Source organism: Nonlabens dokdonensis (assembly GCF_002162835.1).
Taxonomy (GTDB): Bacteria; Bacteroidota; Bacteroidia; order Flavobacteriales; family Flavobacteriaceae; genus Nonlabens; species Nonlabens dokdonensis_B.
On the sequence record NZ_MAAX01000032.1, the window covers coordinates 1 to 7,710 of the forward strand.

General features: G+C 33.4%; 7 protein-coding genes and 1 pseudogene. 2 read left to right on the forward strand and 6 right to left on the reverse strand.

Going from position 1 to position 7,710, the window contains the following annotated elements; genetic code table 11:
- Nucleotides 1–125 precede the first annotated feature (125 nt).
- The gene (locus A9Q93_RS02065) at nucleotides 126–1,457 is read left to right on the forward strand and encodes an aspartyl protease family protein (RefSeq protein WP_303685723.1); all 1,332 of its coding nucleotides are present in this window, start codon (nucleotides 126–128) and stop codon (nucleotides 1,455–1,457) included.
- A gap of 1 nt (nucleotide 1,458) precedes the next feature.
- Here A9Q93_RS02065 and A9Q93_RS02070 read toward each other — a convergent pair whose 3' ends face one another.
- The gene (locus A9Q93_RS02070; RefSeq protein ID WP_303685724.1) at nucleotides 1,459–1,857 is read right to left on the reverse strand and encodes a DUF1573 domain-containing protein; all 399 of its coding nucleotides are present in this window, start codon (nucleotides 1,855–1,857) and stop codon (nucleotides 1,459–1,461) included.
- Nucleotides 1,858–1,972: 115 nt separating this feature from the next.
- On the opposite strand from A9Q93_RS02070, the gene A9Q93_RS02075 reads away from it, so the two are divergent.
- Nucleotides 1,973–4,606 carry a valine--tRNA ligase gene (locus tag A9Q93_RS02075; RefSeq protein WP_303685725.1) on the forward strand — a complete coding sequence of 878 codons (2,634 nt, stop codon included), beginning with the start codon at nucleotides 1,973–1,975 and terminating at the stop codon, nucleotides 4,604–4,606.
- 307 nt (nucleotides 4,607–4,913) lie between these two features.
- Here the strand turns inward: A9Q93_RS02075 and A9Q93_RS02080 are convergent, their stop codons facing one another.
- From A9Q93_RS02080 to A9Q93_RS02100, 5 genes and pseudogenes are all read right to left on the reverse strand, one after another.
- Nucleotides 4,914–5,192, reverse strand: a complete 279-nt coding sequence (locus A9Q93_RS02080; protein WP_303685727.1) for an acyl-CoA-binding protein — start codon at nucleotides 5,190–5,192, stop codon at nucleotides 4,914–4,916.
- The gene (locus A9Q93_RS02085) at nucleotides 5,193–5,843 is read right to left on the reverse strand and encodes a phosphatidylserine decarboxylase family protein (protein ID WP_303685728.1); all 651 of its coding nucleotides are present in this window, start codon (nucleotides 5,841–5,843) and stop codon (nucleotides 5,193–5,195) included.
- Complete coding sequence (locus tag A9Q93_RS02090; protein ID WP_303685729.1) at nucleotides 5,833–6,672, reverse strand: phosphatidate cytidylyltransferase; 840 nt, start codon at nucleotides 6,670–6,672, stop codon at nucleotides 5,833–5,835. The genes A9Q93_RS02085 and A9Q93_RS02090 overlap by 11 nt, the downstream gene beginning before the upstream one ends.
- A gap of 1 nt (nucleotide 6,673) precedes the next feature.
- Nucleotides 6,674–7,291 (reverse strand): LUD domain-containing protein, encoded by a 618-nt coding sequence (locus A9Q93_RS02095; RefSeq protein ID WP_303685730.1) that lies wholly within the window; start codon nucleotides 7,289–7,291, stop codon nucleotides 6,674–6,676.
- Between the two features lie 65 nt (nucleotides 7,292–7,356).
- Nucleotides 7,357–7,710: pseudogene (locus A9Q93_RS02100) on the reverse strand (peptidase M41); the annotation flags it as partial.

Below are 7,710 nucleotides of genomic sequence, written 5' to 3' on the forward strand. Positions count from 1 at the left end.
CAGGTGAGGAAGGCATTTGAAGCCCTTTTTCAGAAATTTGTGGCATGATGATTTTTTAATTTGCAAAGGTAGTATTTGAGTAAGGATGCACAAAAGACTTTGACAAAACCTTATATTTAGGTATTATGAAATCTATAACTCTTTTATTTACTCTGTTATTCATTTTACAAACTGTGAATGGACAGGAAGGTTTTGTTTTTAAAGAAGGTTATGATAAAGAAAGGATAGCTTTTGAAGAACATTCAAATCTTATAGTACTACCAGTAAAAGTTAATAATGTTGAGTTTAACTTTATTCTTGATACTGGTGCAAATAAAAATATAATTTTTAATTTGAAGGGAATTGACTCTTTGAGTCTAAAGGAAGGTAAGTTTATCCAAGTTAGAGGCTATGGTGATAAAGAATCCATTCAAGCATATCGTTCAAGAGGAAATAAAATCGAGGTAGGAGATTATATCTCAAATAACAATGCTGAGATTTTAATTTTAAGTAATGATGAAATTGATATGTCCCCTAAAGTAGACATTGAAGTTCATGGTTTGTTAGGTATTGACTTCTTTAAGAATTTTGTTACTCATCTTGATTACAAAAACTCCTCTATAAAGGCATATTCTAATTATAGTGACTTACCAAAATCGGTACGTAAAGAAAAACAATTTGATTTAACATTGAAAAACGATAGGCCATTTGTTCAGATCGCGCTTGAGAACGATTTGATAAAGGGAGAATATGAACTTCTAATTGATACTGGAAGTGGTGATGCTTTATGGATTTTAAATCAGGTAAATGAAACTTTTACTATGCAAAATAGTTTTGAAGATTATTTAGGTTTTGGGATTAATGGAAAGATCTATGGCATACGCACTAAAGTTAATTCTATTAATTTATTTGATACTACCCTTAAAAAAGTAGCTGTATCATACCCATATAAGGAGTACCATAGTGTAGAAAAGACCTCTATTTCTAACGATGGAAGTTTAGGTGGTGAAATATTGCGTAGATATGATGTTATCATAGATTATCCTAATAAAAAGATATGTTTAAAACCTAATAGATTTTTTAATGAAGGGTTTTATTACAATATGAGTGGTCTAGGTGTGCAAAGAGGCGATGCACAATTATTTACAGAAATAGGTAGAGATTTTTCTAATGATAAAGTAGGTTACGGTAATACTACATCTACAAAGATCACCGTTAGAAGTAATGTAGAAGTTACTTATAAATATGTGCCTAAAATTTATGTCGATTATGTTAGGGAGGATTCTCCAGGAGATAAAGCGGGAATACAAGTAGGAGATCAAATATTATCAATAAATGGTTTCAATCAAAAAAGGTTAAACATGAATCGTGTAAATGACTTTTTTTACAAAAATCCTTTTAAAAAATTGAAAATGAAATTAAAGAGAGGTAGTAAAACTTATTTTGTAGAATTAGTTAATGTTCCTTTAGTTAAGTAATCTAAGAGTCTTTTAAAACGAGACCCTTAAGTTTTAATGGAATAAGCTTCTCCTTAATATTTCCATAAACGGTTAATGTTTTAACTATAGGACCTACTTTATTAGTATCATATTTTACTTTAATTTCGCCTTTATCACCAGGTTTAATAGGGTTTTCTGGTTTTGATAAAATATCACAACTACATGAAGAGTAAATTTTATAAATCTTCAAAAGTTCTTCACCTGTGTTTGTGAAAGTAAACACTCTCACACCATCACTACCTTTTTTTATCTCACCATAATCTATAGTTGTGGAGTCAAATTTTATTGTAGTGAGAGGATCAAGTGTACTGTTATTTTGAGCATTTAAAGCTGTGCTTGTAACTGCTACTATAAAGAATATATGTAAAATTTTTTTCATCGTTGTCAAATTGAATTATTAAAAGTAAACTATCGAGTTTAAAGTGACCGTTAATGCTGCGTAATTTTTAAGTTAATAGTACTTTTGTCTTTTAAATTCAAAAATTAAGCCAAACATGTCCCTAGCATCAAAGTACGATTCTAAAACAAGCGAAGATAAGTGGTATAAATACTGGATGGATAATGACTTTTTCACATCAGTACCAGATGATAGAGAGAGCTATACGATTGTGATTCCGCCGCCTAATGTTACTGGGGTCTTACACATGGGACACATGTTAAACAACACGATACAAGATGTACTTATACGTCGTGCTCGCTTAAAAGGATACAACGCATGTTGGGTTCCTGGGACAGATCATGCCTCGATTGCAACCGAAGCAAAAGTGGTGAAAAAACTCAAAGAGCAAGGGATTAATAAAAATGACCTTTCTAGAGAAGAGTTTTTGAAACATGCCTGGGATTGGACTGAAGAATATGGAGGTATCATCCTAGAGCAGTTGAAAAAATTAGGAGCAAGTTGTGACTGGTCTAGAACTAAATTTACTTTAGATGACGATATGTCTGCTTCTGTAATAAAAGTGTTTATCGATCTATATAACAAAGGTTTAATATACCGTGGTTATCGCATGGTAAATTGGGATCCTGAGGCTAAAACAACACTTAGTGATGAAGAAGTGATATATGAAGAGCGCAACGGTCATTTGTATCATCTTAAATATCAAATTAAAGGAAGTGAAGATCATGTAAGCATAGCAACCACTCGTCCTGAGACTATTTTAGGAGATACAGCTATTTGTGTACATCCAGAAGATGAGAGATATACAGCTTTGATAGGTAAAACGGTTATCGTTCCTATTGTTAATCGAGAAATTCCAGTTATTGCAGATGAGTATGTGGATAGAGAATTTGGAACTGGAGCTTTAAAAATTACTCCAGCCCATGATGAAAATGATAAGAAAATAGGAGAGACTCACAATCTAGAAGTTATTGATATCTTTAATGAAGATGCGACCTTAAATAGTTTTGGGCTTCATTATGAAGGTAAAGATCGTTTTGTAGTACGTAAAGAAATTTCTCAAGAACTTGAACAAGCTGGGTTTTTAATAAAGAAAGAAGATCATGTTCATAAAGTAGGTACTAGTGAGCGTACTAAAGCTGTTATTGAGCCTAGACTTTCTGACCAGTGGTTCTTAAAAATGGAAGAGCTTGCAAAACCTGCTATAGACGCCGTTAAAAATGACATTGTTGAGCTCCTGCCACCTAAGTTTAAAAGCACTTATTTCCACTGGATGGAAAATGTCCGTGACTGGAATATTTCAAGACAGTTAATGTGGGGACAGCGCATTCCTGCCTATTATTTTGGTGATGGGAAAGAAGATTTTGTAGTTGCGAGTAGTCTAGAAGAGGCTGTTACGCTTTCGCGAAAGCGAACTAACAACAACAATTTACAAAAGGAAGATTTACGTCAGGAGAATGATGTTTTAGACACATGGTTCTCGAGCTGGTTGTGGCCTATAAGTGTATTTAATGGAGTTTTAAAGCCAGAAAACGAAGAGATCAACTATTATTATCCTACCAGAGATCTTGTTACTGGACCAGATATTTTATTCTTTTGGGTAGCACGTATGATTGTTGCCGGATACGAATTACGTGATGAAAAGCCATTTGAAAAAGTTTATCTAACTGGATTAGTGAGAGATAAACAAAGGCGTAAAATGTCCAAATCATTAGGTAACTCACCAGATGCATTAAAACTCATAGATGATTATGGTGCTGATGGTGTAAGAGTAGGATTGTTACTTAGTGCCGCTGCTGGAAATGATATCATGTTTGATGAGAAATTATGTCAGCAAGGAAAAGGTTTTGTAAACAAGATTTACAGTGCTTACACCGGTTTAATAGATAAGTGGGAAGTTGATAATTCTTTAGAACAGCCACCTCATGCTGCACAAGGTATAGCATGGTATAAAAGTAGATTTAACAAGGTTCTAGAAGAAATAGAAGATCATTATTCAAAATATAGAATAAGTGACGTGTTGATGTCTTCCTATAAATTAATCTATGATGACTTTTGTGGATGGTTACTAGAGATCGTAAAGCCAGAATATCAAAAACCTATTGATCCATTAACGATTGCACAGGTAATAGAGCTTTTTGAAGATAATCTTAGACTTATTCACCCATTTACGCCTTTTATCTCAGAAGAATTATGGCAGGCTATAGCAAGTAGAAAGCCTGAAGAAGCTTTATGTGTTAATACCTGGCCTGAAGTAGGAGAGATAGATTTTGACCTTTTGGCAGATTTTGAATTAGTTCAAGATGTTATAGCAGGAATAAGAACGGTACGTAAAGAGAAGCAAATTGCTTTTAAAAACGAGATTGAGCTCAAAACCATAAATAATGAAAACCTTAGTGCAGATTACAACTCGTTGATTCAAAAAATGGGTAATGTATCTTCTGTTGAGGTGATCAAAGAGCAACTTGCAGGTGCTGCTAGTTACCGTGTTAAATCTAATGAGTATTTCATTCCACTAGAAGGAAATATAGATGTTGCTGCAGAGCTTGAAAAACTTGAGACAGAACTTAAAAGAGCAAAAGGATTCTTAATAGGTGTCCAAAAAAAGCTAGGCAATGAACGCTTTGTAAGTAATGCACCTGATGCCGTGGTTGCAATAGAAAAGAAAAAGGAAGCTGACGCTCTTGCAAAAATTGATACGATTGAGGCTAGTATAAAAGCTTTGAGTTAATCTTATATGAATACCACTGATCATACAGCGGTTTTAGTATTACTAATTTGTTCTGTAATTGTTGTTGCAGTTGTAATAGGAGTAATAAAATATTTGAAGTACATTCTGAATAAAAGAGAATAAAAATGAACCCATTTGTTACTATAGTTATTGTTTTAGGTGCTGCTGTACTATGTTTAACCGCACTAGCGATCTATATCCTCAGAAAAAAAGATTAGGTCGCAAAATTTATTTAAATACAAAAGCCTCGATAGAGTAATTCTATTGAGGCTTTTATAATTTTTTGCTACCTATTGAAATGCTGGACTTACCAAGGTTTAGGATAAAGCTCTTTGATAATTTCTATATATCTTTTTTTAGCTTCCTTTTTAGAAATTGCTTGAACTTGAATAAGCGCGTTCATTTTAAACGCATTTCTCAAATCATTAGACTCAAAGCTTCTATTACTCACATAGGGCTCATCTATTGCTCTCTTATAATAAGCATACAAATGAAGCTGCAAATCTGGTGGTACCAGAGATTGTTCTTCTGAGGACGCTTTTGCAAAAGCGGCATTAAATTCTTTATCTAACTCTTCTTTGGTCATCTAGAAAGTGGCAAGAACAGATTCTCCTCCTTTAACTTTTTGATTTAATTCTACATTAATAGGCGTGTCTACTGGTAAGTAAACATCTACTCGACTTCCAAATTTAATAAAACCACTATCCATTCCCTGAGTAATAGTCTCATTTTCTTTAGCATAGTTTACAATACGCTTAGCAAGCGCACCAGCGATTTGTCTGTACATAACTTGTACCTTATTCTTATGGTTGATTACAACCGTTGTTCTTTCATTTTCTTCACTAGCCTTAGGATGCCATGCCACTAGGTATTTACCTGGATGATATTTACTGTAAGTAACTTTTCCAGAAATAGGGTACCTCGTTACATGAACATTAATAGGAGACATAAATACAGATATCATTATTCGTTCACCTTTAAAGTATTCACTTTCAGTGACCTTTTCTATTACCACTACTTTACCATCAACAGGAGAGACGACTGTAGTGTCGCTTAAAACAGTGTTTCTTTTTGGGTTTCTAAAGAATTGTAAAATAATGAATAGAAAAATAATTACAATTGCAGATAGGCTTATTTGAATCCATTCTGGTAGTGATACTAACCAGATTACACTCATTAGTATAACTGTTAGTACAAATGCTATTAGTATAGAGGTATTTCCTTCTTTATGAAACATAATTTATAATTAAAAAGGTGGCGTAAGCAAAAGGTGCTGCAAAGATAATACTGTCCATGCGATCAAATATACCGCCATGTCCAGGCATTATACTACCGCTATCTTTAACGGCCGCTTGTCGTTTAATTTTACTTTGAATGAGATCTCCTAGAGTACCAAAAAATGCGACTACCAAAGCTACTGTCATCCAGTTCCAAACGGTATAATTAATTATACCTATAGACTTAAGATAAAAATAGAGACCTGCACCGGCAGCAATGGCCATTATTAAGCCACCTACAAAGCCTTCTATTGTCTTTTTAGGTGAAATACGCTTCATAAGCTTATGCTTACCAAAATTTTTTCCAAATAAATAGGCAAAACTATCATTAGTCCAGATTATGGCAAATATACCTATTAGTAACTCTGGCTGATAATTAGGTGTAACTAAATCTAAATGGATTACCACATCAGGTATGAGCGCTAAGAATAAACTACTTCCTATAAGATAGAGTAGTGCTATAACGTGTTTTTTTGTATTGAATAACGCTATGCGATCTACTAAAACTAAATCTCTGATTAAGTAAATATTAACTAGTAAGGTCGCTGCCAGTAAAATATATATGAATTCCATTGAGACACTCTTCCATACTATGAAGTAATATGCAATGGGCAAAATGGGATAGATGAGCCATTGTCTTAGCCTTATCATTGGCATCAATTCTAAGAGACATATAAATGCAAAGGCACAGAATAATAATATAAATACATCTCTAGAATACAAAGCGCTTAATACCACAAGAGATACATAAACGATTCCAGATATGGAACGAGTAATTAATTCTCTCATGTTATAAATCTTCTAAAAGTAGTAGGTATAATCTTTTGTTAGGAGCACCGTAATTCATTAAGTCTTTTTCTTGTTTAGGAGCTGACTCTTTGAAGTTCTTGAGCGTTGTTATATTAGTAGGAATGTGTCCTTTACTTTGGTGTTTAATCCCACGTAAACCTTCACCTATGGATTCTACAATCTGACTGGTACTTGCGAGAATAACGTAGGTGTCTGGCAAATCGGCCGGCTTAGTTTCCTTTACTTGTCTAGAAGAAAAGAGAATCGCTCCATTATTTGCTATAACATATTCACATGTAGCTAGAAAAAAATCAGATGTAGCACTAGTAGTTGTAAAGTTCAAATTAAAATCTCCAAACCTACTCTTCAATTGATCATCAAAACAAAGCACGTTTTTTTCAAAATAATCATGTTCTACAAGGATATCTTCAAAATGCTGCTTTATTTCTTTTTCATCTATAGCATACAGAAAACGTCCACCTTGATGTTGAAAATTGTGAATAAATTCTTCATCTAGTGGTGGCTTTTCATCTGGCATATATTTAGAGCGCTCCTTATTAGACCCTTTAACAGGTTCTGAATCAGAGGATTTTCCAAATAATTTTTTAAATATACTCATTGCCTGTCGCTAGCCTATTTTTTGGGATGGAGGTAAATATAGTTACTTAAATTTTTGCAAGCAAACTATTCTTCCTCATCGGCTGCTATAGGTCCATTTAATACTGATCTATTAGATGATTTTAAGGCAACAGCTTCTTCTTTTACAAAAGTTCTTTTTCCAAATATCTTCTCTAAATCATCTTTGAAAATCACCTCTTTTTCAAGAAGAATTTCTGCTAGTTCAGTAAGCTTATCTTTATTCTCAGTAAGAATCTTAATAGCGCGCTGGTATTGTGCTTCAATTATTTTTGAAATCTCCTCGTCAATAACTACTGCTGTTTGCTCACTGTACGGTTTTGTCATAGAATACTCTGACTGACCGCTAGAATCGTAATAAGTAATGTTTCCGACTTTATCATTTAAACCATAAATGGTAAC